The following is a 24,781-nucleotide window of genomic DNA, read 5'->3' on the forward strand; positions in this document are numbered from 1 at the left end:
TGTCGTCGAAAGCACGAGCCGACGAGACTTAGTGTCGTCGAAAGCACGAATGTTTTCTGACGAACGTCGTCGAAAGCACGAATCGCCAAGGTTTTATTAACGGAATTTCTCAGCCACATTCCGAGCGAGAGTTTTCGCACCATGCGAGGGCCAGATAGGACTTGGCTGTGACCACATAAACGAATGCCCGGCACGAAGCCGGGCACCCTGAAAGTTCGATGTCCGCGCCGGCAAGCGCGATCGAGATCACCACGATTTCTGACATAGGCCTTTCTGAGCTTCGGTTCAAGGATGCGCGTTTCGCGCCACGCTATCGCTTTGCCTGGTCCGGCCTCCATCGAGGGGGAAGGCAATGGAAGCTATTAACATCGGCGGAGCATTCACCAGTTTGCTCTCCGGCATGCCCGTCAGGCCCAAGCCTGCGCGGTCTGGAGCGCTGCGTCACACCGGTGCGCCGGTGCTTCGCAACAGCATCGAGGCGGGAACGTTCGAAGAGAGTTTCTTCACGCTGCCGGCCGCGGGCGAACTCCACAAAATATACGCAACCGCAAAAAGAGCCGTGGACGAAGCCAATAGGTTGCGCCGTGTCGCACGTAGCGGCGAGCGGACGTTGACCGTCGCTGAGCGCATTCTGCTTGGTCTGACGGAAAAGGGACTTCGGGTGCTCGAGGAGCTGCTGACCCTTGCTCGATTGAACAAGGGTCAGGTCTACCCAAGCTACGGATATCTGATGGATAGGACCAGCATTGGTCGCGCGACCATAACACGAGCGCTGGCCACTCTGGAACGGCTAGGCTTCGTCATTCGCCAACGGCGCTTCAAGCGCGTGGCAAGCGAGGGAGCTGGGCCACGATACCACCAGACGTCGAATGCCTATCGAATGCAGCTTCCTCAGCGTCTGGTGACGCTCGTTCCGCGCTGGTTGCGTCCTGCGCCGATCCCTGTGGATCTGGAGCAGCACCACCTCGAGCAAATTGGCGAGACGAAGGCAATGCTCGCTACCCTCTCTTGCAAGGAATTCGCCGAGGCCACCGTTGGAGGAGCTCTCGGGAAAATTCTTGCTCGCCTCGGTGCCGGTGTCGATCGTGCGGAGCGTGAGGCTCACAACGGAACGCAACCGCTATTAGAGTCTATTAGATAAGGGATAATCGGAGTTGGCCTTAGACGGCCAACACGCAAATTATAGGAGACCGAGGTCGACGACCAATCAAGCCAAAACCGATTTGACCAAGAGGATAGGACAGGAGTGTCGGCCAAGGCCGCCACAATGCTCCCGAGTGGAGCATGCGACTTCTGCCGTCTTTCACCCTTAACGCGGATGTGCTCGATTGGCTGAAGTCAGAACTGCGTCAACGTCGCCGCACGGGAATAACCCTTGGGAAGTGTCGACATCGTTGCCGGCGAACCCATTGGGGAGGTTAGCCGCGACCAGTTAGCGATAATGTTCGTCACATAGGCCTGCGTCTCAGTGATGCGTGGCACTAACCCGCCGCGTACGCGCCCAGGCCCTGCATTGTACGCGGCAAGGGCAAGGTGGACTTGACCGAAATGGTCTAACTGCTGGCGGAGATAGCGGGCTCCACCTCGCATATTCTGAAGGGGATCATACCGATTGACGCCTAGGCCGACCGCAGTTCCTGGCATCAACTGCGCGAGGCCGTAAGCGTTTGCGGTTGAAGTCGCGATCGGGTTGTACCCGCTCTCGCGAATTATCATGGCGTCAAACAATCCTGTCGGAATGCCATGCTCGCAAGCGACCGCGCTCATCATGCCATAATAGGCGGCGCGACGTGCTTCTGCGCTACGCGCGAGAAACCCCGAAGGACGATAAGCGAGCGGAGCGCAACCGGCTTTGAACGAGATCGGCTGTACAGTGGTCCCCCCGCGGAGCCAGCCCGGAACTTGGATCGACGAAAAGGCTGCGATACCAGCCGTTTGCTGATTCAATACAGGGGCAACCGCCGGCGTTGCTCCGGAGGCTGCCATCTCCTGCTGCATTCGGAACTGGACGTAACGATGACTGAGATCATGTACCTGGAAAGCGTCGGGCAAAGGAGACGCCTCGTTCATCGACGCCAAAACGTTGGGCGAGGGTGCCGCTTCCGTGATCGGCAAGCTTCCTGTCATCGAGATAAGCTCGACCTTTCGGAGGGCTGCCCCTCTTGCCGCGGCACCGGCTTGCGAACCGACAATAAGACCGGCGCAAAGGCCAGCAAAAACGAGTGGATAACGCACGGAAAACCCCCAAGCGAAGTGATATCCAAGAGTTGAGATCATGCGATTTGCGCTTGTCAAGACCACCAGACCTGCCGAAACTGCCTCGACTAAGCGCCTGAAGGGCACTCGAGTATGTGGTTGATCCACCGCGAAACCGACGGAAAAAGCAGGGACAGGATCCCGCTGCCAGCACCCCTGCACGAGGCGCTAGTGCGCTGGTATGTCGGTGAGGGTTCCTTCCATGACGAACAAGCGGGGGTCACTCTCGTCCAAAATGCCAGGATAGGTCATCGTTGGATCGCTTGCGGGTGCCTTGGCCCGGATAGAGCCCCTCCTATCCTGACGCCGGCTTACCTTTCCGAAGCCGAGACCTACTATTTGCGCCGGTTGACGAGCACCAAACGTCCCGAGCACCGCCCCGACTGTCCATTCTTCCGCGATCAGGCGACCAACCGTATTTCAGAGGTCAGGTCGCACAACACGCCGACTGATCCGCCATCGGGCTTTTTCGAGGTTCTTCGACCGGCGCCTGAGAAGCTCGCACAGCGACCCGAGGACGACAGCCTGGATGATCGGACCCGCAATGCCTCGACCCCTCGGCTCGCGCGGCTCCTTTGGCGTCTGCTCGACAGCGCGGGTTGTAACACGATCGCACCGTTGGGGATGGCCTACGAATGGTCGATTAGGGAAGAGTTCGCAGCGCTGGGTCGCGCGGCCGGTAAGATCGAGATCGCGCCGGGAGTCGAGCTGGCTCGCGCTTTTTGGACACACGCCCGACCGCTCGAGACGAACACAGTCTACGGCACCCTTCGCGCGTTGGCGACAAAATGGCCCAAGACGCACGCGCCACAAGGCTTCCTGGCGCTTTACGCGAAATCGATCAAGGGCAACGAAATCCATGTGCCTGACGGCGACCCAGTCGCCATCGCGACCAGGGTTCAGTCGCCGTCGATCCGGGGCAACCACATCACTGGACCCTACATCGTTCTGATTGTGGCCGGAGAGTATCCAGAGGCACGCGGCTTTGCGCCGCTGCGGGCTTACGCTCAACCGATCTACAACGGCCGGATGTTCGTACCGGTGGAATCCGACTTTGAGCGGCGGGCACTGCGCGCCATCCTGCATACCCAACGCGAGTTGCACACACGCGGCGTCGACCTCGCTATTAACAAACCACTGTTCGACACCATGACGCCGCACGGTCCGTGTCGACCTGACTTTATCCTGGAGGCAAGGTCGCGAGTGACGGGAGAGCTACGGACAGTGGTGGTCGAAGCCATGGGTTTCGATAGCGAGGATTATGAGGCTGCGAAGGCCGTCACTCACCCACGTATGGCCGTCCTCGGTGACCTTGTGACACTTGATAGATCGGAAATGGACCAAGATCTGGCGTCGACCAAACTGCTCCGGGTCCTCAATATTTAAGCGCTCAGCTCCAAGTCATTGTTGCTGCGAAATAGCTAACGATTCCAAGCGTTACCGGGGTCGACAGAAGATAAAGCTTTTGCCAGCGCCACCATGCTTTTGGCAGGAATAGAACGGCACCACGAACACTCCGCACATCTTCCCATGCCTTATCCCGGTACATTCCATGGATCGTCACGGATACCGACATCGCCATAGCGATGGCGCAGCACATAGCAGCCGCCAGATAAATGGCGATCCAGTTGGCAATCTCGACCTGCGAAAACTGGTTCATCGACACCTCGGATGAAAAGGGCGCGGTCGACAAACCAGCGCAGAATGACTCTAGTTCCCAAGCTCCATAACGATGACGTTTTAGCAGCGGGTAAACGCCGCGACGTCGCGGTGATTCCCTAAATATGGAGTGGAGAGAGAGGGGTGGAAAGGCGGGGTCACGAAGAGATGGCTCCAGCATCCCTTGAACTTTGGGCGGACCGTTAACGGCTCGCCTTCAAACGAGGCATTTCGCCATGGAACGCTATCTCCTGTTCATCAGAGATGCGGGTAAAACCGACCGCACCGATATACATCCAAGCGAAAGGGACGCCCGAAAAGCGCTCGCCGCTTATGTCCGCCAGCGCTTGGGTCAGAAGGACGCTATCGCAGCGCTCGAAGACGACGAGGCGATCGACGTCTACTTTGAGCGCGAGGCGGCTGATTACGTAATCGCCCGGATGCGCAAGCCCGTACCGAGCAATGGTATTCGATCATGACGCTCATCGCTCGCCGCCCATCCCAGCAGCTGGTCGACCTGGTAGGAGCACTTGGGGGCTCTTGGCATGGGAACACCGCAATGTGCCGATGCCCTGCGCATGCCGACGGTACACCAAGCCTTTCGATCAGGCAGGGTGACCGCGGCTTGCTGGTCACCTGCTTTGCGGGTTGCGATGCCGGTGACATCCTGCGCGAATTGGACCGGATACCGCTTGGTCGCCGCTATGATCCCCCGGCTCCGGCGCAGGCGATGGGCACGGCCAATATTGACCGGCTATGGAATGAGGCGGTCAGTATGACCGGGAACATGGCGGAACGCTATCTCGCCTCCCGGGGACTGTTGCCGGCGCCGAGCGACGTTCGCTTCCACCCGCGCTGCCCGCTCGGCCCCAAACCGGTGACGGTGTTCAAGCCGGCGTTGCTGGTTGGAGTGCGTGACGCACAGCGTCTGGTCGCCTTCCAACGAATATTCCTGAAGGCCGACGGTGGCTATTCCGAGAAGGCAACGCTTGGCACGCTGGGGAGCGGTGCATGGCGTGGCGGTGGAGTTGGTGCGACCATTGGCCTAGCCGAAGGATTCGAGACAGCGCGCGCCTGGTCGCAGATCCGTGGATTGCCCTGTTGGGCGACGCTCGGCTCGCGACGTCTCGATCTTGTGACGATCCCTGACAGCGTTACCAAGCTGATCCTTGCCGGTGACAACGATGTGCCCGGACATCGCGCGGTAGCGCGGAGCATCGCCCGCTACGCCAACGCCAACCGGGTGATCCGGGTCGACTATCCGCAAGGCTACAAGGACTGGGCCGAGGCCCTCGAGGCGGCAGAGAGAGGAGGGGGAGGGAGGCGGTAAGCTGTCGGATTGGCAGCCAACCGAAGGAACCCTGCCATGTACGATCTGCTTGATATCCCGCCCGTCAACGATCGCACCGCAGCGCAACGCATTGCCGGATTACTGGCGGCCGGCACCCCGATCGCCCGCCGAAATCTGAATGAGGCGATGATAGCTGCGTTCGGCGGATCTGATGCCGACGGTCACTGGACCCAGCGCGACAGCTTCGAAATGCTTGAGCACGGCATTGCTCTCCACCTCGCGTCGCGGCCCTACCAACTCAAGGCTTTGGCGGACGTGGCACAGGCATCAGCGGTCATGGCGCTGCTGCCAACCCAGACGGTACGCAGCGAGGAGCAGATCAACCTCCAGCAATTCTCGACCCCGATCGATATCGCAGCGATCGCGGTACTGATGGCGGCGATAGGTCCGAACGACATTGTACTCGAACCCAGCGCCGGCAACGGTCTCCTGATCGTCCAGGCTCCGGTGTGCGCCAGCCTGCAGCTGAACGAGATCGATGCCAAACGGCGAGAACGTCTTGCCGGTATATTCCCCGACGCGATCGTCACCGGGCATGACGGCGCGGCACTGGTCAGTCTGCATGCGCGCATGCCGCGGCCGACGGTGGTGGTGATGAATCCGCCCTTCTCGCGCAGTGTTGGCCGCGGTGAAGACGACCTTGCCGCGCTGCGCCATCTGCAGGCCGCAATCCGCCGCGTCGCGAAAGGCGGCCGGGTCGTGGCGATCATGCCCGACTGGTTCACGCCCAGCGCGCGGCTGAAGGCGGCGTATGAGGCGGTGCTGACGGGTTGCACCGTCCGGACGTCGCTGCGGCTGGAGCATTGCTACCGCAAGCATGGCACGGACATCGCTGTGCGGCTCTACGTCATCGACAAGGTGGCGGGCGGCACGTCACACGTCGTAATCCAGCGCAGCTCGGTCGCGGACTTCCTCGACGCCGTCACCGTCCCACCGCGCGTCGCCCTGGTGGGCGATACCACGATAGCGATGGCGCCGATCGCCAAGCCCAGCCTGTTCGGCGCAGCGCGTCAGGCCAAGGCGACGGTAGTTCGGACCTATCATGCGCCGGTCCGCAACAACGTCCTGCCGGTCGCCTATCAGACGCTTCCGACGCCCGCGCCCCTAGCCGAACAGGTCGGCTGCTACCTGCCCTACCGGCCGAGCCGGATCGTATTCGACACGGCCGGTGACCACCCGACCGCCCTGGTCGAGTCCGTGGCGATGGGCTCGATCCCGGCACCAATCCCAACCCATGTCGCACACCTCCCCGAACGGACCGTCACCGAACGGATGTTGTCGTCGTCGCAGCTCGAAACGGTAGTCTATGCGGGGCACGCCTGGAACCAGATGCTGCCCGGCACCTTCAAGCCTGCCGACAAAGGCGTTGGCCTTACTATCAACGAGACGGGAAGCCGCTACCGCAAGGGCTTCTTTCTTGGCGACGGCACTGGTGCGGGCAAGGGCCGGCAGGTCGCTGCCTGCATCCTCGACAACTGGCTGCAAGGCCGGCGCCGCCACATCTGGGTCTCGAAGAACGAACCGTTGCTCGAAGACGCGCGACGCGACTGGACCGCGCTTGGCGGCATGTCCGGCGACGTGCAGCCGGTGTCGAACTGGAAAATCGATCAGCCGATCAATCTGACCGAGGGCGTCTTGTTCGTGACCTATCCGACGCTTCGGTCCATGCGCTCCGACAATAGCCGCTTGCAGCAGATCCTCGATTGGGCCGGCACCGACTTTGACGGCGTCATCGCGTTCGACGAAGCGCACGAGATGGGCGGCGTTGCGGGCGGCGAGGGTGCCATGGGCAAGAAGGAAGGATCCCAGCAGGGCGTCTGCGGCGTCCTCCTCCAAAACAATCTGCCAGGTGCTCGCGTCCTCTACGCTTCGGCAACCGGGGCGTCCGACGTCAACAATCTCGCTTATGCCGTGCGGCTCGGCTTGTGGGGACCGGAGACGGCGTTTGCCGACCGCGAAGCGTTCATTGCCGAGATCCGTAAGGGTGGCATCGCAGCGATGGAGCTGGTCGCACGCGACCTCAAGGCGCTTGGCCTATATACGTCTCGCGCACTCAGCTTCGCCGGCGTCGAGTACGATGTGCTGCGGCACGCGCTGACCCCGGCACAGATCGAGATCTACGACACCTATGCGAAAGCGTGGAGCGTCATTCACCAGAACATGGAAGAGGCGCTGGAATTGACCGGCGTCGTCGACGGCCTGGAAAAGGCTACTCTCAACAGCGGTGCGAAGGCGTCAGCTCGCTCACGGCTGGAATCGACCAAGCAGCGCTTCTTTGGCCAGGTCCTGCTCTCGATGAAGCTGCCAACCGTAATCGCCGCTGTCGAACAGCATCTGAAGGCTGACCAGTCTGTGGTGCTGCAGCTGGTGACAACCGCAGAGGCGATCCTTGATCGTCGCCTTGCGCAGATGTCGGTTGAGGAGCGCGCGGACCCCGTCGTAGACCTCTCGCCCACCGAATATGTCGCAGATTACCTCACACGTGCCTTCCCGACGCGGCAGATGCAGACCTTCACGGACGACACCGGCACCGCCCGCTCGCTGCCGATGAGCGACGTCGACGGCAACCCGGTCCACAACCCCGATGCGATCGCGGCGCGCGACCAGCTGCTCGAACACATCTGCGGACTGCCCCCCGTCAAGTCCGCACTCGATGCCCTGATCGAGCATTTCGGCACCGACATGGTAGCCGAGGTGACTGGCCGATCGCGGCGTCTGGTCCCGACGTCGGACGGCCGCCAGAAAATCGAGACTCGCTCCGGCCGTTCCAGCCAGGTTGAAGCCGCGGCGTTCATGGCTGGCAGCAAGCGCGTCTTGGTCTTCTCTGACGCAGGCGGCACCGGGCGCTCCTACCACGCCAGCCTCGATGCCAAGAACCAACAGCAGCGGGCGCACTTCCTGCTTGAACCGGGCTGGCGTGCCGATCGCGCGATCCAGGGTCTTGGTCGCACTCATCGCACCCATCAGGCGTCGACACCGCTATTCAGACCGGTGACGACCGACTGCAAGGGCGAGCTGCGCTTCACCTCGACGATCGCGCGACGGCTGGACAGTCTTGGTGCGCTAACACGCGGCCAGCGCCAGACGGGCGGCCAAAACCTGTTCGACCCGGCCGACAACCTCGAAAGCGAATACGCCAAGGATGCGCTCCTGACCTGGTTCGCGCTGCTCGACGCTGGCAAGCTGACCAGCACGACGATGGACGACTTCTGTTCGCGCACCGGGCTTGAGTTGCACGACAATGACGGCGTTCTGAAGGAAGACCTGCCGCCTATCCAGCGTTGGCTGAACCGACTGCTGGCGCTTCCGATCGGCATCCAGAACCTGATTTTCGATGAATTTCTCTCGCTCGTGGAGACCCGCATCGCCGCTGCCCGCGAGGCCGGAACCCTCGATGTAGGGGTCGAGACGATCACCGCCGATACCGCGACCGTCATCGACGATACGCTGTTGCGCACGGATCCACAGTCGGGTGCGACCTCGCATCTCCTGACGATCGAGATTGCTCGTCGTCGTAATCCCATCTCCCTCGAACGGATCCTCGACATCGCCAAATGGCAGGACGACGTTGCGTTCGTGGTCAACGCCCGGTCTGGTCGCGTTGCTCTGCGCACGCGTGCGCGGTCGTGGATGGACGACGACGGTCAGCCGATCGCACGCATTGAGCTGCAGAGACCCTGCAGGCGCGAATATTTGCGCGAGGCAGACCTGCTGGAGAGCGCATGGGACGTCGTCGACCAGGCCACGTTCATCGCTAAGTGGACCGAGGAGGTCACGGAAGCGGCCGACCAGATCGATACCGAGACGATCCGGTTGGCGACCGGCCTGCTGCTACCGATCTGGTCGGCACTTCCGTCGGACCATCTGGCGGTAAACCGGATCGCCGATGCAAACGGTAATTCCTGGCTCGGTCGCCTCGTCTTCGACAAGCACGTCGTTCAACTCTACACCAAACTGGGCATCGCCAAGACCGACGACCTGCCTGTCGATGCGATCGCAAGCTCGGTCCTCTCCGGCCGGAGCGTCGAAGTCGCGCAGCCGTTTCCCATGACCATCAAGCGGGCGATCGTGAACGGCAAATCGCGGGTAGAGATCATCGACGCGCCAGTGTCCCAGCTGCCGTGGCTGAAGGCGATCGGCTGCTTCTCGGAGATCATCGCTTACCGAACCCGGGTCTTCGTGCCGGTTGCCGAGGCTGAAGCAATCTTGAGCCGGCTCCTGAAGCGGCCTTGATAGACAGCCACGATGGGTTTCGTATAAATCATCATATGGCCGGGAGAGGGCGAATGAACGTTAACCCGTACGGAGATGCTAAGCTTCTCCCGTCAATGCCCAGGAGGACGGCATGCGTGCTTTCGTAACATTCAGCTGCGTGGCCCTTGCGCTAATGTTTCTGGGACCATTTGCCGGTTCCTTTGGTGATCCCGAGCCTGGTCGGGTAGCTGGGGGCGCGGCCGACCCTATAATTGGGCTCCTGCAAACCCAAGTCTTTCGCCTCACTATGGTGGTTATGGTAACTCTGTACGGCGTCGTTCTCGCGGTTCAGAGTTTGCGGAAAGAAGGCAAGGCATCGCGATCACCTGACGCGACATTAGATCGAACGCCACCAGCAATCAGCCTTTCTCCGGCTGTCATAGAAATTCGCAAACGTATCGATAGTGCGATTGGCCGTATGAACCTGCTCCCTTTCGAGACCGTCCCGGTAGCGACAAAAATCGATCTCGAGGACATCCAGGGCTCACATCTACCCGGCCTCGAGGCCGCACATCGGAAGGCGCGAGCTGTCTATCCGGACACAGGCCCACAGGCGGAGGCACTGGATCGCGATCTGGCGACGTCGCTAGACCTGATCGCGTCCCGGCTCGACGAACTTCTGGAGGAATGCGGCCGAGAGGCACAAGGCGACTTTGCGACCCAACGTCGCTTCGTCGAACTGCGCCATCCCGTCGCGTCCGATGGACCTCTCGCGCTGCCAAAGGTCACACTGGTTGACGCCCGTTCCTGAGAACGAGCGCAGGTCGTGATTTACTCAGCCTCGGTTGAAGCCGCCTTCGGCGCTCGGCGCGTCTTGGTCGCGGCTGGCGCGGTGCTCGCCTTCTGCCCTGGCTTGCGACCGAGCCCGATCTTCTTCGCCATGGCACGACGGCTTTCGCTGTAGGCTTCGGCAACCATCGGATAATCGGCCTTGAGGCCATATCGCTCGCGATACTGCTCCGGCGTCAGGCCATTCGTCGAAAGATGACGGCGCAAGGTCTTGTACGGCTTGCCGTCGATCATGCTGATGATGTGGTCCTTGCTGGCGAGCGACTTCCGCGCCGTGACGGCTGGCGTATGCTCCTGAGGTGCAGCCTCAGGCGTAGCCGCTTCCCCGCCATCGCCAAGCGAGGCGACCGCTGCGTGCATTGATTTCAGGAACGCTGGGACGTCTTCAGGCGACGTCCGCGTGTTCGGGTTGCTCAACCACGCGATGGTCAACTCGGTCGCAAGCTCAACAACGTTCGTATCAGTATTCATAAAGTCGTCCGTACATCCAAACACATCGATTGTCGGTAGCTTCCAGATAGTCCTGTTTGAAAGGTCGGCAATACTGACGCCATGACGACAGGATCATCCCGGGACAACCAAAACGCCAAGGAGGGAGGGGGAAGGGAATAGGTGTCCGAAAATGGTCGGATGCTCGAAAAAACGAAGGGTGCTTTCCCCATGATCCAGTCCGTCAAGCTCTCGAAGCTCCGCCTCTCCGCCAGCAACGTCCGCACCGCACCGGATGAGACGCTGCAGATCGAACCGTTCGCTGCCGATCTCGAAGCCCGCGGTGTTCTGCAGAACCTGCTCGTTACGCCCGTCTCGCGGCCCCGCGGAATGTTCGAGGTGTTCGATGGCGGCCGGCGCTGGCGTGCACTCAATCTGCTCGTCGAGCGCGGCGTCATCGATCCCGAGAAGTACGAGGTGCCGGTACGGATCATGAAGGGAGACGATGCCGAACTGACTGAAACCTCGCTCGCTGTCAGCTTCCAGCATATGAAGCTGAGCCCTGCCGAGGAATGCCGCGCTTTCCAGCATTTCTTGAACGGCAGCACCGATATCGACGGCGTTGCCAAGCGGTTCGGCGTGACGCGCCGTTTCATCGAGGGGCGTCTGCGCCTGGCTGATCTTGCCGAGCCGATCTTCGCCAAGCTGGCGAGCGGCGACCTCACCCTCGACATGGCCAAAGCCTACGCGTCGACCAGCAGCCATGAAGCACAGCTTCGCGTTTGGTCGACCTATGGCTCGATGTCGCATTACAACGCCGACGCCATCCGCCGGGTCATCGCGACCGATATGATGCGCGCCAACGATCCGGTTGCCCTGTTGGTCGGGGTCGAGGCCTATGAAGCTGCAGGCGGCGTCGTAGATCGCGACCTCTTCAGCAACGACGGCGAACGCTGGCTGCAGCCGGACGTGGCGCGGTCCTTGGCAGCCACGCTGATGGAAGCCGAAGCGGCAAGGATCGGCGAGGAACGCGGTCTGGCGTGGATCCGGCCAATCGCCGGTCACAGCACCTGGGACGCCGCGCGAAATCTCCACCGGATCAGCCTGCCCGAGCAGCCGATGACGCTCGAGGAAGCCGAACGCGCCGAGCAGATCGAAAAGCGCATGGCTGAACTGCACGACGAAATGCAGAACGAAGAGCTGGCCGACGAAGCGTTCACCGCGCTGGAAACCGAGAACGATCGCCTCGCTGAGGAACTCGAAACGCTCGATCGCCGCCCGTCCTTCCTTCCGCCCGAACTCGCCCCTCGCGTAGGTGCCTTCCTGACGCTGTCGCAGTCGGGCACGATGGTCCTGGACGCGACCTATTACAGCGAGACGCCGATCCGGGTGACGGTGGTTGAACCGGAGCCGGTCGACGGGGACGTTGAAGGCGGGCAAGCCAATGACGAAAGCGATGATGGCGATGCCGCCTCTGATCGCGTCATTCAGGCCCCCACCTTCCGCATCGAGGAGGGCGCCACGACTGCGACTACGGGTAACAACGACAAGGTCGTCGATCCCGACAATGCCGCGCCGGGTGGCAAGGCACTCAGCCAGGTTCTCAGCGACCAATTGGCCATGCAGCGACGCGACGTTCTCGGTGCGGCGTTGATCGCCAGTCCGGGGCTGGCACTGGACTACATGCTCTTCGCAATGGTCGACGGGCGCCGGGGGGCCTCCTCGAACGATGGCACGACGATCCGGGCCGACCGGCCGCAGGATCCGATCCTATTGAGCAACATGCCGGCATCACGCGCACGCGACTACCTCTGCGAGGTGCATGACGGGCTCGACGCGTCGTGGACGGAATCCAACGACCAGGTCGTGCGGTTCGAGGCATTCCGCGCGCTCGGCGACGAGGTGAAGTCGGCGTGGCTGGCTTACATCGTCGCGACCTCGCTGGAGGCCAAGATCGCCTACGGCTCGAACCGGCAGAACCCGCTCCATGGCCGCCTCGCCAACATCCTCGATATCGACGTTGCCAGCTGGTGGCGGCCGACTTCGGAAAACTTCTTCGACCGCGTGTCCAAGGGATCACTGATCTCGCTGCTCCATGAGGTGGGCGGACCTGCTCTGTCGAGCCGCCATGCGACCGAAAAGAAACCCGAAGTCTCGGCATCGTGCCAGAAGCTGTTCGGTGGTGACGCGATCGTCGAGCCGGAGATCAAGGAAGCCGCGCTCAAGTGGCTGCCGACTGCGATGTGCTTCACGAACCCGGTAACCAACGCCGAGGCCGAGGCCGAGGACGCTGACGAGCAGCAGGGCAATCTTGCCGACCTGATCGAGGGGGAAGACGACCAGATCGATCCCGACGCCGGAAACAGCGAAATCGGCGGAGACGATCTGGCTGCGTTGATTGGTGACGGTCCGGAAGACGGCAGCGAGCACCGGGAAGGCGACGTCGACGCGGGTCAGCTGGAACATCACAACGACGACGCCGTGACGGACGAGATCGTCGCGGCCGAATAGCGCACTCGGCAATCCCGTCCTGAGTACCCTCACTGCCGGCCCGCGCTACCTCGCGGTGCCGGCAGTATCGTTTCACCTGGCCGAAGAGGACAGCGCCATGACCGCTGCAACCCGCGATATCGCGGCCGACATCACCGCCACCATCATTGCCAAGCTCGAGGCGGGCACCACGCCCTGGCAGCGCCCGTGGTCGATCATCGGCGAGAGCGGCAGGCCGCTCCGCCACGAAGGCGTCGCTTATAACGGCATCAACGCGCTGTGGTTGTGGGCTACCGCCGACACCTATGGCTATCAAAGCCGGTACTGGATGACCGCTCGCCAGGCGCGTGCGCTTGGCGGGGAAGTACGCCGCGACGCACGGCCGTCCTTCTCCGTGTACGCCTCGACGTTCCGCAAGGCCGGCGTCCCCAGCCTGCTCGGCATGTCGGCCGACCGGATGATCCGGTTCCTACGGTCCTACGTCGTTTACAATGCCGACGAGATCACGGGGCTGCCGGACTATTACTACCCCGTTCCGGTCCCCCCGACCCCGCGGCTTCTGTCGGACCGACAGGACCGGATCGATGGGTTCTTTGCGGCTGTGCCGTCAAAGGTCCGACATGGCGGCGACCGGGCCTTTTTTGACCCAACCTTCGACTACATCCAGATGCCGCGGCCCGGCAGCTTCCGGTCGGCCGACGCCTATGCCTCGATTTTGGCGCACGAAAGCTGTCACTGGACTGGGCATCATTCCAGGCTCGATCGCACCTTCGGTAAGCGCTTTGGTGACAAGGCTTACGGCGTCGAAGAGCTCGTCGCGGAACTCGGCTCTGCAATGGTCTGTGGCGATCTCGGCCTGGCAACCGAGATCCACGACAGCCACGCCTCCTATCTCGCCAGCTGGCTCGGACTGCTCCGTGCCGACAAGACCGCGATTTTTCTCGCCGCGACCAAGGCCGAACAGGCCTTCTCGTACCTGCGCGCCTTCTCGACCAAAACGGTCGACACCGCTGCGACGCGGCTCGCCGCATGACCCACAAAAACCGGAGGATACGACATGGGTTGGCTCTCAATGACCAGCGCCGGCATGGGCGGACATGCCACGCCCAAGGCCTATCTCGACACGCAATTTACCTACAGTCGCACGGACGATGGTGGCGGCACGCGCGGCATGCGCGTCATCGACAGCGCATTCGTCGGAAACCGCGTCTGGTACGCAGCGACTGAGATCCTTGCTGACGGTGAGGTGCAATATGTGATCGCGTTGGTGTGCCTTGTCCGCTGGAACCCCAAGGCCAAGGACGGATATTCATTCGCGTACAAGGACATGGAGGAATCGATGGGACCCTGCGAGGCCGGATGCCCCGCCCGGATCCTGCGCCTGCTGTCGCCGACCGCTAAGGAAAGCGCGCTCGACTGGCGCCGTCGCTGCCTCATGCGGTTACGCCTCCATGCCCGCAAGGTGGAGAACGGCATGCGGATCAGGTTTCCACGCGCGATCAAGTTTAGCGATGGGCATAGCGGCACCGAGTTTATCGTCGTGAAGCGGGGTGAAAAGATCACGTTCCACAGCAGCGAGGGACACGGACACTATCGAATATCGCATTTCCGCGACTTGTCCTGGTCTGTCGTGCCGGAGACCAGGATCCACCGCACGGTCTTCGCACCGTCGCTCCCCTCTGCAAAAGCAGCATGATGGAATTGCCCATGTCTGATGACACGCCTCTTTCGCCGCTGCGCCGCATATTGTGCAGCCACTCCAACGCCATTCGCGTCGCAGCCTGGATGCAGGAGGACGGATTCGAGACCGCGGTGATCGCGACTAATGAACCGTTGCAGCCATGGCGGGTCGTTGACGCGGTTTTGCTCTCGATCGAGGACACGCGCGTATGCGCCTGATCCTTGGCCTCGCCCTCCTTGTTGCGGCCTGCGGGCAAGCCGCACGCCAGGCCGAAGACCAGTCCGCAATTCGCGCCGACGGCCGAGCCATCGATGGGGATACAGTCTCCTTCGACGTTCGCCTTTTCGGTGCAGACGCCTTCGAGAAACGGCAATTATGCCGCAACTCGAATGGCTGCTGGCCATGCGGAAAGGCGGCGCAGGATTACGCCTCGAAGCTCCTGAAGACCGGGACCAGCACCATCCGGTTAACCGGGAAGCAGAGTTACGGGCGGCCGATCGGAACGGTGGAAATCGACGGCCAGGATCTCGGAGAAAGCATGATTGCAGCCGGCCTCGCCGTCCCTGCGACCAGTTATCTCAAAAACGATCTGGAACGGGCAGAACGGTATGTCGCTGCTTATGAACGCGCCGAGGCCAGCCATGCCGGCGTCCATGCCGGCTATTTCACCGATCCGACCAAGTGGCGCCGCGGCGAGCGCCTCTCCTGCGAAAGCCGCCCCCGAGATAAAGGGACGCGCTGAAAAACGGGAGAAGAGGGGGAGAGAACGGGCATCGATCTAGGAGAAGACCATGCCCGCTTTCGCCTCCACGCCTGCGCCCGTGCATACGCTCTGGGACACGCCCGATATGGCAACCCAGCGCCTGCCAGGGGTCTGGTGGGTTACGACGCCCTCACACGGCGGGTTTGTCCTGTCTGATGAGCGCCAGGCGGCAATGCCGGAAGCTCTCCGCCTCGACAGCATCTATTACGAGGAGGATGTAAATTGGTCGCTGGTCGTCATCGGTTTCGAGGCCGAGTTCGCTAACCTGAAGGATCAGAATTTCGACATCGAACGTGACCTGGCCCACCAAACTGCACGCCACTGGCGCCCTTGCAAGTACGGTGCATTCACCGGCGAGGTCATCACGCCGAGCGACAGTTACGTGCTCAAGAAAGTCGAAATTCTAGAAGCATCTATCGGCGAAATCGGCGTGCGGTCCGCGTCGGGAGACTGGGCGGATTGGGTGCCAAAGGGCAAAGTCGGCGTGACCGGGCAGCGCATCGCGGGATGTGATCATCTCGGCTTTGTCAGATATGAAGGACCGGACTTCACCGGCCTCTGCGATGCCGCGCGCTACGACAGCACGCGCCCGGTAAATACGTTCGCCGCGCTCGGTGTGGAGCTACTGCCATCACCCTAGCGATGGCTGCATGACGAAGCCACGCCGAGCTCGCTCATGCCCTCCGGATACCGCGCCGGAGGTGTGATTAGCCGCCTGACGACCGGAAAGATGTTTCCGAAAACCGGCAATATCTTTCTGCCGAGGCATGCCCATGCACCCAGCCCTGAGGGGCTGACGATACGAGCGCGAACCCGGTGATGCGGAGGAGAGAGGGGGGTGAGGGGCGTGCGCCAGAAAGGCGTGCGGACCTTATTCGGAGCATGCGTCGATGATTTACGATGTGCCTTTCCGCCACCAACAAGCGCTGGACCCAAGCGCCCTCACCACTGTCACCGCCACGCTACATGCGATCGGCAAGGCCTTGGAGGATTGTCGCAACGCCGGAGTGAGCCCGGACAGCGACCCTGCAGTGGTATTGCTGACGCGGCACATGGCCACCGTGTCGAGCAATCACGCAGACGCAGAGGTCCTGCGTGCAGCCTGCCATCGCCGGCTGCAGGAGCTGCAGCGCTTTCCGACCTTGTTGGCGCTGGCGATCAGAGGCGTTGAATATGACGTCGTCGCCAAAAACCGGTTTCACGAAGATGGCCGCGCGGCGATGCTGCAGCTGGCGATAGCACTCGGCCTTGCTCCGGAAACCTACACGGTGTGCAATTTCGAGGGCACCCCCGACCAGTCGGGTAACGTCCTGCTCGCCGCGGCCGATATTGCGGTCATGGTACAGATCGGGGGTCGGCACGAAGGACGCGAGGTGTCCTATCGCGCGGTGTCGGAGGGCCACCAGCAGCCAAACCGTTTCGCCTCGATCCGGGACCTTCTGAAGCCTGACCGGTTCGCAGACCGGCTGTGCCGCGAGCTTGGCCTGAAGCGTGCCGCCACGCCGGCCAACCTCCCCATCCCGCTCGCCGCCTGAAGGGACACCACGATGGAAATCCTGCACGCCCTTGCCGTTGCCCGCGCTGACGCCGCCAATCTCGCCCGCTTCATCGAGCGCCGCGAACGCTTCCTCGACGCCCTCGATTGGCCGATGATGAGCGAAGAGCACGCACGCCAGTCGTCGATGCTCGACGATCTGCTCGAGGGGGATATGGCTGATGCCATTCTCTACATCGACTGGCTGGTCGACCGGTTGGCGGACGATGCCGGACCACTCCCCGGCGTACTCCGCTTTACGCCACGTCCGCGCCCGTGGCACGCTGAGTGGATAACGCTCGCTTCCTGACCGACTGGGGGATCAATTGATGAGCCGTCATACTTTCACCGGCAACGCCGGCACCACTGTCGCAATCGGTTGGGATCGACCGCTTGCGACGTTTTTCGTCCAGGTTTTGCGTTCTCACCCGACCATGGAAGGCGAGGATGACATGGTCGAATGGCAGGGCACGGAACCCGAAGAGTTACCGACCGCGGCCTCCGCGATTGAAATCGCAGCGCGCTATGCCAGCCTGCCGGACGACCTAGGCGCCACGCTAGAGACCGATCGCCTGAAGACGCTGGGATCGACCGACGGACCAGCGCAACGCGCAGTGCGCCCATTCCTTTATCGGTCCTGAGCAATCCGCTGCGCGACGGGAGAGGGAAGGGGGATGGGATACTTTTGATCCAGGTGGATCGAAGGAGAACCTCCCATGTCCCACATCATCGATATTGGCGGCGCGCCTGCCAACGAAGAATGCGCGCAACTCGGGCAAACCATCGACTTCGAGGTGGCCAATACGCACGAGGTGATGGCCTACAAACTGGCGATGATCGCGCGCCACGGCATGCCACCGGAAGGATGCAAGCTGATCGTCCACACCAACCGGCATGACTTCGGTATCTATCGGACGCTCGCCCTGAAGGTTGAGGACGAAGATAGCGAGGCGGTCGCGGCCTATGCCCAGGCCGTAGAGGAGGGGCTTGGCTCCTGGCTCGAGGCGGGCTTCACGGCACCCGTCACCTACACCGGCAAAGTCGCGAAGATCGAACGCTCGGACCATACCGAGCTGGTAATCGGTGCCCTCCTGACGACACGGCCGAACGCTAACGGCACGTTCCCGATCGCCGACTTCGCGATCCTCCACGGCCATCTGGCAGCGGCCTTCCCGCAACAGGCTGACACGGCGCGCCAGCGTCTCACCGCCGCGTAATCCCGCCTGTCCTCAAAGGATTGAGCCAATGCTGATGTTGCAATCGCAGCCCGCCGAGATTCTCTCGGCGGGCGCATTTCCCGCTGTCAGGGCTAAGCGTGCCGGTGGGGACGTGGCACTGGACCACTTCGATTCTACAGACATGCGCTGCTGGCTGACGCGTGGCCGGTCGGTCGAGCAAGCGACCGAGCTCGCGCGGATTTGGCGATCCTACCCGGATCTCCCACCTACGGCGCCACTGGTTGACCGAATGGCGCGGGGCCGCGAACGGATCGCGGCTATGAAGCCCTTGAATGACGCGATCGCCGCGAAGACGGAAGCAGAGCGGCAGAACCGCAACTTCGCCTTCATGGCATCGCGCGCCCAGGACGGGACGATCACCGATAGCGAGATTGCTATCCTACGTGGTCGGGATCTCCACGGCTACGATTGGGATCTTGCGGTTGCCTATGCGAGCGGCTGGACCGCGGCCGAGGCCGGTTGGGATTTTCGCTTTTGCGCTGATGGCTCGCGCCGGCAAGAGGCCAAGCGTGACGCCTACGACCGGGGCTTCGCCGATGGAGGCGGCGATCAGGGCGACCTCTTCGACGCCGCACGACGCAGCAATTTGGCAGCCATGCGTAAGGACAATCAACGCCCAATTGAGGCACCGCCTCTGGTCGCTCGACCGGCTCCGAGCAGTTGGCCGAAGCCGAACGATCATGCCCGCCCAACGCGGTGGTCGCGCCGTTTACTAATCGTCGCGGATGCCACGATCGAGGAAGTGACGCCGGGATTGATGCGGGTATCTGGTCTGCGACTGAGCGACGAGGTCCGTGCCAGACACGGGACCGAGGCAATGACGATCGTCACGATCGATCGCCATGCTGGCTTCGTCGTGACCGACTGCCCGGTCGAGACGCCGGTTCCTATTTCGGCAACGCGTGCCGACGAGATCATTGCGGATCCTCGCAATGGTGACGCGCTGCGTGCCATCCTCCGCGGACGCGAGATCGATGACATCCTGATCGCGGTACAGGGTGACTACCTTCGCATCGTCGACGCCTTCGCCAGCGCTCTGCCGTTGTGCGCGAACATGGAGCGATCGCGCAATTCGCTCCTGCAACAGCGCACCCATCTGCGCTGCTGGCTCGACCGGGGCTACGACGGCACAGACAATCTCGGCGCCGGCCACATCCGCTGGGGCAAGGCCATCAAGGGCCTGACTGGTAAGCTCGGCGAGTTTACTGCTCGCCATGTCGGCCCCGCGCCCAGGCGTGGTCACCTGATCCGCATTGAGGCCGAGGACGGTACGCCCGCCGAGGGCTACGCGACCTCCACCGGTGATCGTCTCGCGCCCGAGATCATCGTCTCCAACAAGACGAATATCAGACGCGAGATGGCCGCGGCCCTGCGCGCCTTTGGCGGCGCAACGCGCCTGATGGCCCCTGTGCATTATCCGGACACAGATTCACGGTAGGCTTGGCTTTCACACTAGCCTTGCCTTTCGGTCAGCGGATGAAAGGGGTTTACGAAAGGCGCTTCCCGTAGGGGACGCGCCAGCGCCGCTATTACACCGGAAGAGGGTCGTTTATGAAAGGAATGGTAGGGCGGAAGTTGGTTCGGTAACGGCCAGGATTGGGATGATAGACCTGTCGGCTTACGGATGATCCGTCGCGCTGGCCGACATCCTGCGACGCTGCCGTCTTTCTCGAAAAGGATCAAATTTCGGGAATACAAAATGCTTCCCAAAATTGGCATTTTGCGTAATTTGAGAATGTCAGCATAGCGACGGCAAAAGGCGAGAATGCTGGTTAGCGCTGCGTCCGATCGAACTAATCAGCAAGACTCTCGATGATTGGGCACTGCGGTCGATCATCGCCGTTGCAGCGCTCAACCAAGTCGATCAATGCCGATTGCATAGCTTTCAACGCACGCGCCTTGCGGCCCAACTCGGCAGCGCGCGCTTTTGCCAACGCCTTCACCTCGGCGCTCGACCGGTCCCGATCCGACCACAAGCCGAGTAGCGTGCGGATCTCTTCAATCGGAAAGCCGAGGTCTCGCGCATTTGCGATGAACCGCAGCCGGTGAATGTCCGCGTCCGCATAGTCTCGGTAGCTCCCGCGCCGGGGCGGTGCGGGCACGAGGCCTATCTTCTCGTAGTGGCGGATCATGCGTTGCGAGACGCCGCTGGCCTCTGATGCCGCCCCGATGTTCATAATTTTACCGTGTTCAGACGCAGCGCGTTGAGCACGACGGTGAACGAAGAGAGCGCCATCGCCGCGCCGGCCAGCATCGGCGACAGAAGCACTCCGGCAACCGGGTAGAGCACACCGGCTGCGACGGGCACGCCAACCCCGTTGAACAGGAATGAGAAGAACAAGTTCTGGCGAATATTTCTCATCGTCGCGCGGGCAAGCTTGCGGGCGCGCACGATCGCCGAGAGGTCACCTCGGGTAAGCGTCATGCCAGCGCTTTCAATCGCGACGTCTGTTCCCGTCCCCATCGCGAGACCGACGTCGGCAGCGGCCAACGCCGGGGCATCATTGATACCATCGCCAGCCATAGCGACCTTGGCACCACCCGCTTTGAGTTCGCCGATGATCCGAGCCTTGTCTTCCGGGCGCAGATCGGCGCGTACATCGTCCAGTCCACCTACGGCCCGAGCGACTGCATCGGCCGTACCGCGATTGTCGCCCGTCAACATGATCACGCGCAGACCTTCCTTGCGAAGGGCCGCGATAGCGTCGCGCGCCGAAGGGCGCACCGGGTCAGCAACCGCGAGCAAGCCGGCGAGCGCGCCGTCGATCGCGACCAGGATGACGCCGGCTCCCTCGGTTCGATGACGATCAGCCGCGGCGTCGAGTGATTGAGGATCGGCACCGACCCGGTTCATTTGTGCTGCGTTGCCGATTACTATCGATCGGCCGCCAACCGTGGCGCTGACACCCATGCCGGTCTGCGAGGCAAACTCTACAACCGTCCCGAGTTCTAATCCCCGTTCTTTGGCGGCGACGACGATCGCGTGGGCTAGCGGATGTTCGGACTGGCCTTCGACCGCCGCAGCGAGCGCTAGCATGTCGTTCTTACCAACAGTGCCAATTGCCTCGATGGCGATCAGCGACGGCTTTCCCTCCGTAAGCGTGCCTGTCTTGTCGACGACCAGCGTATCCACCTTGTCGAGAGCCTGTAGGCTCTCAGCATTCTTGACCAGCACGCCGGCCTGCGCGCCGCGTCCGGTGCCGACCATGATCGACATAGGGGTAGCGAGCCCGAGCGCGCATGGGCAGGCGATCACCAGCACGGCAATTGCATTGAGAAGGGCATGACCCATACGCGGCTCCGGCCCAACCAGTGACCACACCACGAACGTCGCGACCGAAATCAGAACGACCAAGGGCACGAACCAGCCCGAGACCCGATCGGCGACAGCCTGAATTGGAGCACGGCTGCGCTGCGCTTCCGCGACCATGCGGACGATGCGCGCCAACATCGTATCCGAGCCGACTGCACGGGCTTCCATGACAAGGCTACCTGTGCCGTTCACCGTGCCCCCGGTGACAGCCGCGTCGACGTCCTTGAGGACGGGGGCTGGCTCACCGGTGAGCATGGACTCATCGACCGAGGAACGGCCATCGACCACCACACCATCGACCGGGATGGCCTCGCCGGGACGAACACGCAACCGGTCGCCGGTTGCCACCTCGGCAAGACCAATTTCTTCCTCGGAGCCGTCAGGCAGCAGCCGTCGCGCTGTCTTGGGAGCGAGATCCATGAGGGCGCGGATGGCGCGCCCCGTCGCCGCTCTGGCACGCAATTCTAAGACCTGTCCGAGCAGCACCAGCGTCACGACGACGCCGGCAGCTTCGTAATAGACCGGGACCGTGCCCCCGTGCATGCGGAACGTCGCAGGGAAGACGCCAGGCGTGAGCGTCGCGACGAGGCTGTAAAGAAATGCCGCGCCGACGCCGAGGGCAATCAGCGTAAACATATTCAGGTGGCGGGTGCGAAGCGACGTCCACCCCCGCTCGAAAAACGGCCACCCCGCCCACAGCACGATGGGCGCGGTAAGCGCGAGTTGAACCCAAGGCGAAGCGGCAGGGGTGACGACGTGCAGCCCGAACATCTCGGCGAACATCGAAACGACGAGCAATGGCACGGTGAGCGCCCCTGCCACCCACAATCGACGGGTAAAGTCGACCAGTTCGGGGTTGGGTCCATCGTCAAGCGATGGTTCCTCCGGTTCGAGGGCCATGCCGCAAATGGGGCATGTTCCTGGCCCCTCCTGACGAATTTGCGGGTGCATCGGGCACGTCCAGATCGCCCCTGGCGTTGCCTTAGGCTCAGGCTTCGGCTTGTCGCCGAGATAGGCGTCAGGGTTGGCAACGAACTTGGTCCGGCAACCGGCGCTGCAAAAATGATAGGTTTGGCCGGCCTGCTCGGCATGATGCGCCGTTTTCGCCGGATCGACGGTCATCCCGCACACCGGGTCCGTGACCATCGTCGTGCCCTTGGCGGCTTGGTCGCCAGAGCAGCAGCCACCAGGCTTGGCGTTGCTATGAGCTTGATCGACTGTCGCGGGAGCCCCGCTCGCCGGTTCACCCGAGCAGCAGGACGCAAGCGCGACGGCCGGCACTACCGACGCAGGCTCGGCTTCGCGCTTTTCCGAGCAGCCGCAGCGCTTGGCTTGAGGATCATGAGAATGAGGGTCGGTCATGGCGTAAGACTCCTTCGACCCGAAAGCATGTAGGGTTTGACATTATGTCAGGGTCAAGGCCTGATCGGTGTAAGGGTCAACCATCGGATTCTACGCGCCGTGGAGGGATTGCCCTCACATCGCTGAAGCGGGCGGTTCGAGCGTGCCCAGCCAGGCGACCAGCGCCAAGATCAATACGACGCAGGCCGTTTCGATGGCCAGGCTTCGTCGCAGCGCACCGAGGGCACCGGGATGATCGCCGTTGGCGATCGACCGCTCGAATGCTGGCGTCAGCCGGAAGCGGTTAACCGAGGCAAGCCCGAGCATCGCCAAGAACAGCAACAGCTTCGCCATCAGCAGCCGGCCATATAGCGTCACGCCGAGGTTCAGGGCATTGACAACGCCGACGAGCAGCCACGCGTTGACGAGGCCAGTGACGACGATCGTGCCGACGACGATCGTGCCGATCATACCGAACCCGTGCAGCGCTCGATGCGTCAGCGTGAGGTGCGCGGCATCGATGCGGCACGCTGGTCGTGTCACCAGCAGCCCAAGCCCGAGCAGTGCTCCAACCCATGCACCAGCGCTCAGAAGATGGAGGATATCGGCCGCCAGATGCACCCACCCAGTTGCGCCTTCATCCATCGCCCCGTGCCCCGTCCAGGCGAGCGTCGCGAGAGCGACCCCGGAAGAGATGACAACCAGGGCCAGCGGCATCGTGCGCCACGCTGCCATGAGAGCAGCGATCGACGCCATCACCAACGCGATCATGCGTATTTTCCATGCCGTGCCCGTTGCGGAGTCAGAGAGCAGCATTCCAATCGCTTCCCGATCGATCGGCCACGGGGGTGTGCCTGCCATCGCAGCCGCGAGCAGCGCGATAGCTATGCCGGACAGTAGAAGGGCAAACAGCCCGGTCCCAAGAAGCCAAGGGCGGAAGGCAAGCGCGTCACCGCGCTCGCCCTCCTTGAGCCCGTAGAGACCGAATGCCGAAAGACCGAACAGCCCACTCAGCGTAAGGTAGAGCGCAAAGCGAACCGCGATCAGTGGCCAATCGGCTTCCATCTTACTTCACCGCAAAGGCGTAATTTCCGGCGATGCGGTGTGTGTCGGTCGAGACGACACGCCAAGCAAGCTTATAGCTGCCCGCGCCGAGCGGCGACTTGGGCGTGACGATGAGGGTGCGACCGTCCGAGCCGATAGTTGCGGTCCCGGCGACTTTCATCGGTGCGTGCGTCGTGCCGCCATGCCCGGTCATCATCAGATCCGCGCCGGAGAACTTTGGCATCAGCTTCTCGCTGAAGCGTAGTGTGACATTGGCGGGCTTCGCGACCATCGCATTCGGTGCCGGCGATGCGGATACGAGTTTGGGATGGGCCTGGGCGGCTCCAGCAAGCCCGAGAAGGACGACAGCGGTAGGAAGAAAGACGCGACGCATGGGGGCTACTCCGATCAGGTTGGTTCCTGTTCTACGCGGCCCGGCCGCTCGCCCCTCATGACGAAAGTCGAGGGGTGATGGGCATCGCTGCGTAACAGGTGGTAGAGGCGCGGAGTGGACAGCATGGACGATCTAGACAGAACATTGGCGAGGCTGGCGGGCGCACCCGTGCCGGCATCGCTGGACGGGATCGAAGCACAGGTGTTCGCACGCATCGGTGCGCGGCCCGTCGCACGGTTGACCGG

24 protein-coding genes are annotated in these 24,781 nt (G+C 62.3%); 17 read left to right on the forward strand and 7 right to left on the reverse strand.

What is annotated here, in order from left to right; translation table 11 throughout:
* Nucleotides 1-352: 352 nt before the first annotated feature.
* Nucleotides 353-1,141, forward strand: a complete 789-nt coding sequence (locus ASE79_RS06975) for a helix-turn-helix domain-containing protein (RefSeq protein ID WP_056413908.1) — start codon at nucleotides 353-355, stop codon at nucleotides 1,139-1,141.
* 197 nt (nucleotides 1,142-1,338) lie between these two features.
* On the opposite strand, the gene ASE79_RS20260 is transcribed toward ASE79_RS06975, so the two are convergent.
* Complete coding sequence (locus ASE79_RS20260; RefSeq protein ID WP_235516789.1) at nucleotides 1,339-2,277, reverse strand: lytic transglycosylase domain-containing protein; 939 nt, start codon at nucleotides 2,275-2,277, stop codon at nucleotides 1,339-1,341.
* Nucleotides 2,278-2,349: 72 nt separating this feature from the next.
* Here ASE79_RS20260 and ASE79_RS06980 point away from each other — a divergent pair, with 72 nt between their 5' ends.
* Nucleotides 2,350-3,642 carry a hypothetical protein gene (locus ASE79_RS06980; RefSeq protein ID WP_056413911.1) on the forward strand — a complete coding sequence of 431 codons (1,293 nt, stop codon included), beginning with the start codon at nucleotides 2,350-2,352 and terminating at the stop codon, nucleotides 3,640-3,642.
* Between the two features lie 4 nt (nucleotides 3,643-3,646).
* Here ASE79_RS06980 and ASE79_RS06985 read toward each other — a convergent pair whose 3' ends face one another.
* A complete protein-coding gene (locus tag ASE79_RS06985; RefSeq protein ID WP_056413914.1) occupies nucleotides 3,647-3,916 on the reverse strand; it encodes a hypothetical protein in 270 nt (89 codons plus the stop codon).
* A gap of 235 nt (nucleotides 3,917-4,151) precedes the next feature.
* Here ASE79_RS06985 and ASE79_RS06990 point away from each other — a divergent pair, with 235 nt between their 5' ends.
* The 4 genes from ASE79_RS06990 (at nucleotide 4,152) to ASE79_RS20850 (ending at nucleotide 10,271) form a co-directional block, all read left to right on the forward strand.
* The gene (locus ASE79_RS06990; RefSeq protein WP_056413917.1) at nucleotides 4,152-4,394 is read left to right on the forward strand and encodes a hypothetical protein; all 243 of its coding nucleotides are present in this window, start codon (nucleotides 4,152-4,154) and stop codon (nucleotides 4,392-4,394) included.
* 146 nt (nucleotides 4,395-4,540) lie between these two features.
* Nucleotides 4,541-5,245, forward strand: coding sequence for a toprim domain-containing protein (locus ASE79_RS06995; protein WP_321163325.1), 705 nt, complete (start codon nucleotides 4,541-4,543; stop codon nucleotides 5,243-5,245).
* Nucleotides 5,246-5,281: 36 nt separating this feature from the next.
* Nucleotides 5,282-9,499: a strawberry notch family protein gene (locus ASE79_RS07000; RefSeq protein WP_056413923.1), complete on the forward strand. Its 4,218-nt coding sequence runs from the start codon at nucleotides 5,282-5,284 to the stop codon at nucleotides 9,497-9,499.
* Between the two features lie 268 nt (nucleotides 9,500-9,767).
* Nucleotides 9,768-10,271 (forward strand): hypothetical protein, encoded by a 504-nt coding sequence (locus ASE79_RS20850; protein WP_235516790.1) that lies wholly within the window; start codon nucleotides 9,768-9,770, stop codon nucleotides 10,269-10,271.
* A gap of 20 nt (nucleotides 10,272-10,291) precedes the next feature.
* Here the strand turns inward: ASE79_RS20850 and ASE79_RS07010 are convergent, their stop codons facing one another.
* Nucleotides 10,292-10,780, reverse strand: a complete 489-nt coding sequence (locus ASE79_RS07010; RefSeq protein WP_056413928.1) for a MucR family transcriptional regulator — start codon at nucleotides 10,778-10,780, stop codon at nucleotides 10,292-10,294.
* 189 nt (nucleotides 10,781-10,969) lie between these two features.
* Here ASE79_RS07010 and ASE79_RS07015 point away from each other — a divergent pair, with 189 nt between their 5' ends.
* The 11 genes from ASE79_RS07015 (at nucleotide 10,970) to ASE79_RS07065 (ending at nucleotide 19,882) form a co-directional block, all read left to right on the forward strand.
* Nucleotides 10,970-13,249 carry a ParB/RepB/Spo0J family partition protein gene (locus ASE79_RS07015; RefSeq protein WP_056413930.1) on the forward strand — a complete coding sequence of 760 codons (2,280 nt, stop codon included), beginning with the start codon at nucleotides 10,970-10,972 and terminating at the stop codon, nucleotides 13,247-13,249.
* Nucleotides 13,250-13,346: 97 nt separating this feature from the next.
* The gene (locus ASE79_RS07020; RefSeq protein ID WP_056413933.1) at nucleotides 13,347-14,261 is read left to right on the forward strand and encodes an ArdC family protein; all 915 of its coding nucleotides are present in this window, start codon (nucleotides 13,347-13,349) and stop codon (nucleotides 14,259-14,261) included.
* Nucleotides 14,262-14,300: 39 nt separating this feature from the next.
* Entirely contained in the window at nucleotides 14,301-14,924 is a 624-nt protein-coding gene (locus tag ASE79_RS07025) for a DUF6927 domain-containing protein (protein ID WP_235516791.1), read from the forward strand.
* A gap of 11 nt (nucleotides 14,925-14,935) precedes the next feature.
* Nucleotides 14,936-15,127 carry a hypothetical protein gene (locus ASE79_RS07030; protein ID WP_156359583.1) on the forward strand — a complete coding sequence of 64 codons (192 nt, stop codon included), beginning with the start codon at nucleotides 14,936-14,938 and terminating at the stop codon, nucleotides 15,125-15,127.
* Entirely contained in the window at nucleotides 15,118-15,651 is a 534-nt protein-coding gene (locus tag ASE79_RS07035; RefSeq protein ID WP_056413942.1) for a thermonuclease family protein, read from the forward strand. Before ASE79_RS07030 ends, ASE79_RS07035 begins: the two co-directional genes overlap by 10 nt.
* Before the next feature lie 49 nt (nucleotides 15,652-15,700).
* Nucleotides 15,701-16,312 (forward strand): DUF7007 domain-containing protein, encoded by a 612-nt coding sequence (locus tag ASE79_RS07040; RefSeq protein WP_056413945.1) that lies wholly within the window; start codon nucleotides 15,701-15,703, stop codon nucleotides 16,310-16,312.
* A 250-nt stretch (nucleotides 16,313-16,562) separates the two neighbouring features.
* Nucleotides 16,563-17,207, forward strand: a complete 645-nt coding sequence (locus tag ASE79_RS07045; RefSeq protein ID WP_056413948.1) for a hypothetical protein — start codon at nucleotides 16,563-16,565, stop codon at nucleotides 17,205-17,207.
* Between the two features lie 12 nt (nucleotides 17,208-17,219).
* The gene (locus ASE79_RS07050; protein ID WP_056413952.1) at nucleotides 17,220-17,516 is read left to right on the forward strand and encodes a hypothetical protein; all 297 of its coding nucleotides are present in this window, start codon (nucleotides 17,220-17,222) and stop codon (nucleotides 17,514-17,516) included.
* A 19-nt stretch (nucleotides 17,517-17,535) separates the two neighbouring features.
* Entirely contained in the window at nucleotides 17,536-17,847 is a 312-nt protein-coding gene (locus ASE79_RS07055) for a hypothetical protein (protein ID WP_056413955.1), read from the forward strand.
* Between the two features lie 75 nt (nucleotides 17,848-17,922).
* Nucleotides 17,923-18,423, forward strand: a complete 501-nt coding sequence (locus ASE79_RS07060; RefSeq protein WP_056413957.1) for a hypothetical protein — start codon at nucleotides 17,923-17,925, stop codon at nucleotides 18,421-18,423.
* Nucleotides 18,424-18,451: 28 nt separating this feature from the next.
* Nucleotides 18,452-19,882: a hypothetical protein gene (locus ASE79_RS07065; RefSeq protein ID WP_235516792.1), complete on the forward strand. Its 1,431-nt coding sequence runs from the start codon at nucleotides 18,452-18,454 to the stop codon at nucleotides 19,880-19,882.
* Nucleotides 19,883-20,237: 355 nt separating this feature from the next.
* Here the strand turns inward: ASE79_RS07065 and ASE79_RS07070 are convergent, their stop codons facing one another.
* From ASE79_RS07070 to copC, 4 genes are all read right to left on the reverse strand, one after another.
* The gene (locus tag ASE79_RS07070) at nucleotides 20,238-20,621 is read right to left on the reverse strand and encodes a MerR family DNA-binding protein (RefSeq protein WP_056413965.1); all 384 of its coding nucleotides are present in this window, start codon (nucleotides 20,619-20,621) and stop codon (nucleotides 20,238-20,240) included.
* Nucleotides 20,618-22,903 carry a heavy metal translocating P-type ATPase gene (locus ASE79_RS07075; protein WP_082445153.1) on the reverse strand — a complete coding sequence of 762 codons (2,286 nt, stop codon included), beginning with the start codon at nucleotides 22,901-22,903 and terminating at the stop codon, nucleotides 20,618-20,620. The genes ASE79_RS07070 and ASE79_RS07075 overlap by 4 nt, the downstream gene beginning before the upstream one ends.
* 330 nt (nucleotides 22,904-23,233) lie before the next feature.
* Nucleotides 23,234-24,163 carry a copper homeostasis membrane protein CopD gene (copD, locus tag ASE79_RS07080; RefSeq protein WP_056413972.1) on the reverse strand — a complete coding sequence of 310 codons (930 nt, stop codon included), beginning with the start codon at nucleotides 24,161-24,163 and terminating at the stop codon, nucleotides 23,234-23,236.
* A gap of 1 nt (nucleotide 24,164) precedes the next feature.
* Nucleotides 24,165-24,536, reverse strand: a complete 372-nt coding sequence (gene copC, locus ASE79_RS07085; protein ID WP_056413975.1) for a copper homeostasis periplasmic binding protein CopC — start codon at nucleotides 24,534-24,536, stop codon at nucleotides 24,165-24,167.
* Between the last annotated feature and the right edge of the window lie 245 nt (nucleotides 24,537-24,781).

Source organism: Sphingomonas sp. Leaf28 (assembly GCF_001421685.1).
GTDB classification, from domain to species: Bacteria; Pseudomonadota; Alphaproteobacteria; order Sphingomonadales; family Sphingomonadaceae; genus Sphingomonas; species Sphingomonas aurantiaca.

What these genes read in the sequence shown, in the direction of transcription:
- ASE79_RS06975 (WP_056413908.1), top strand. Translation starts at nt 353, where the DNA reads ATGGAAGCTATTAACATCGGCGGAGCATTCACCAGTTTGCTCTCCGGC.
- ASE79_RS20260 (WP_235516789.1), bottom strand. Translation starts at nt 2,277, where the DNA reads ATGATCTCAACTCTTGGATATCACTTCGCTTGGGGGTTTTCCGTGCGT.
- ASE79_RS06980 (WP_056413911.1), top strand. Translation starts at nt 2,350, where the DNA reads ATGTGGTTGATCCACCGCGAAACCGACGGAAAAAGCAGGGACAGGATC.
- ASE79_RS06985 (WP_056413914.1), bottom strand. Translation starts at nt 3,916, where the DNA reads ATGAACCAGTTTTCGCAGGTCGAGATTGCCAACTGGATCGCCATTTAT.
- ASE79_RS06990 (WP_056413917.1), top strand. Translation starts at nt 4,152, where the DNA reads ATGGAACGCTATCTCCTGTTCATCAGAGATGCGGGTAAAACCGACCGC.
- ASE79_RS07000 (WP_056413923.1), top strand. Translation starts at nt 5,282, where the DNA reads ATGTACGATCTGCTTGATATCCCGCCCGTCAACGATCGCACCGCAGCG.
- ASE79_RS20850 (WP_235516790.1), top strand. Translation starts at nt 9,768, where the DNA reads ATGGTGGTTATGGTAACTCTGTACGGCGTCGTTCTCGCGGTTCAGAGT.
- ASE79_RS07010 (WP_056413928.1), bottom strand. Translation starts at nt 10,780, where the DNA reads ATGAATACTGATACGAACGTTGTTGAGCTTGCGACCGAGTTGACCATC.
- ASE79_RS07015 (WP_056413930.1), top strand. Translation starts at nt 10,970, where the DNA reads ATGATCCAGTCCGTCAAGCTCTCGAAGCTCCGCCTCTCCGCCAGCAAC.
- ASE79_RS07020 (WP_056413933.1), top strand. Translation starts at nt 13,347, where the DNA reads ATGACCGCTGCAACCCGCGATATCGCGGCCGACATCACCGCCACCATC.
- ASE79_RS07025 (WP_235516791.1), top strand. Translation starts at nt 14,301, where the DNA reads ATGACCAGCGCCGGCATGGGCGGACATGCCACGCCCAAGGCCTATCTC.
- ASE79_RS07030 (WP_156359583.1), top strand. Translation starts at nt 14,936, where the DNA reads ATGTCTGATGACACGCCTCTTTCGCCGCTGCGCCGCATATTGTGCAGC.
- ASE79_RS07035 (WP_056413942.1), top strand. Translation starts at nt 15,118, where the DNA reads ATGCGCCTGATCCTTGGCCTCGCCCTCCTTGTTGCGGCCTGCGGGCAA.
- ASE79_RS07040 (WP_056413945.1), top strand. Translation starts at nt 15,701, where the DNA reads ATGCCCGCTTTCGCCTCCACGCCTGCGCCCGTGCATACGCTCTGGGAC.
- ASE79_RS07045 (WP_056413948.1), top strand. Translation starts at nt 16,563, where the DNA reads ATGATTTACGATGTGCCTTTCCGCCACCAACAAGCGCTGGACCCAAGC.
- ASE79_RS07050 (WP_056413952.1), top strand. Translation starts at nt 17,220, where the DNA reads ATGGAAATCCTGCACGCCCTTGCCGTTGCCCGCGCTGACGCCGCCAAT.
- ASE79_RS07055 (WP_056413955.1), top strand. Translation starts at nt 17,536, where the DNA reads ATGAGCCGTCATACTTTCACCGGCAACGCCGGCACCACTGTCGCAATC.
- ASE79_RS07060 (WP_056413957.1), top strand. Translation starts at nt 17,923, where the DNA reads ATGTCCCACATCATCGATATTGGCGGCGCGCCTGCCAACGAAGAATGC.
- ASE79_RS07065 (WP_235516792.1), top strand. Translation starts at nt 18,452, where the DNA reads ATGCTGATGTTGCAATCGCAGCCCGCCGAGATTCTCTCGGCGGGCGCA.
- ASE79_RS07070 (WP_056413965.1), bottom strand. Translation starts at nt 20,621, where the DNA reads ATGAACATCGGGGCGGCATCAGAGGCCAGCGGCGTCTCGCAACGCATG.
- ASE79_RS07075 (WP_082445153.1), bottom strand. Translation starts at nt 22,903, where the DNA reads ATGGTCACGGACCCGGTGTGCGGGATGACCGTCGATCCGGCGAAAACG.
- copD (WP_056413972.1), bottom strand. Translation starts at nt 24,163, where the DNA reads ATGGAAGCCGATTGGCCACTGATCGCGGTTCGCTTTGCGCTCTACCTT.
- copC (WP_056413975.1), bottom strand. Translation starts at nt 24,536, where the DNA reads ATGCGTCGCGTCTTTCTTCCTACCGCTGTCGTCCTTCTCGGGCTTGCT.